At 46.1% G+C, this 659-nt stretch carries 1 protein-coding gene; it reads right to left on the minus strand.

Going from position 1 to position 659, the window contains the following annotated elements; genetic code table 11:
• Positions 1 to 8: 8 nt before the first annotated feature.
• Positions 9 to 659 (minus strand): GNAT family N-acetyltransferase (locus R8O10_RS25550; RefSeq protein WP_318192001.1); only part of this gene is annotated, 651 nt, incomplete at its 5' end.

A 659-nucleotide genomic window follows, 5' to 3' on the forward strand; every position in this document is an offset into this window, starting at 1 on the left:
GCTCTTTATTACAGTGTTTTAAGCATCACTACTTCACATGCATCATGCCCTGTTTGTCCAAGCGGGGCATGTAAATGCTCAAAGCCTAACTTCTCATACAAACCTATCGCTTCTTTTAAGCATTCTGTCGTTTCTAAATAACACTTTTGATAGCCAAGTTGCTTCGCCAATTGCAGACTCAGCGCGACGATACGTTTTGCCAAGCCGTGTCCACGAGTTTGGGGTAAAAAGTACATTTTCTGTAGTTCGCACACGTTAGGTTCGCCTGCTAGTGGAGCAAAACCACCACCACCGACGATGACGCCATTGTACTCAATCACCCAATAAGCGGCACCTTGTTGGTTATACACAGAATACATGTCATCAAGTGTTGGGTCTGCGACGCCGTATCCTTTGTCTGCGGTTAGACCATATTCCGCGGAAACCTGACGAATCACGTCTGCGACTTGTGGGTTATCGGCCTTGCTGAGTGGGCGAAGAACAAATTGGTTTGCTTGGCATACTTTGGTTAAGCCTTTTAGATACACTTCAAGCCCTTGTTTGAGCTGTTGCTGCTCGTTTTCGTCCAGATGGGATAGCAATGATTCGAAGAAAGTATTTTGTTGTTGGTCGAGTTGAGATAGCGCGTGTTGGCCTTGCTCGGTCAAAGCTATGAACTG

The organism is Vibrio sp. 1727, from assembly GCF_033344415.1.
In the GTDB taxonomy this organism is placed as follows: domain Bacteria; phylum Pseudomonadota; class Gammaproteobacteria; order Enterobacterales; family Vibrionaceae; genus Vibrio; species Vibrio alginolyticus.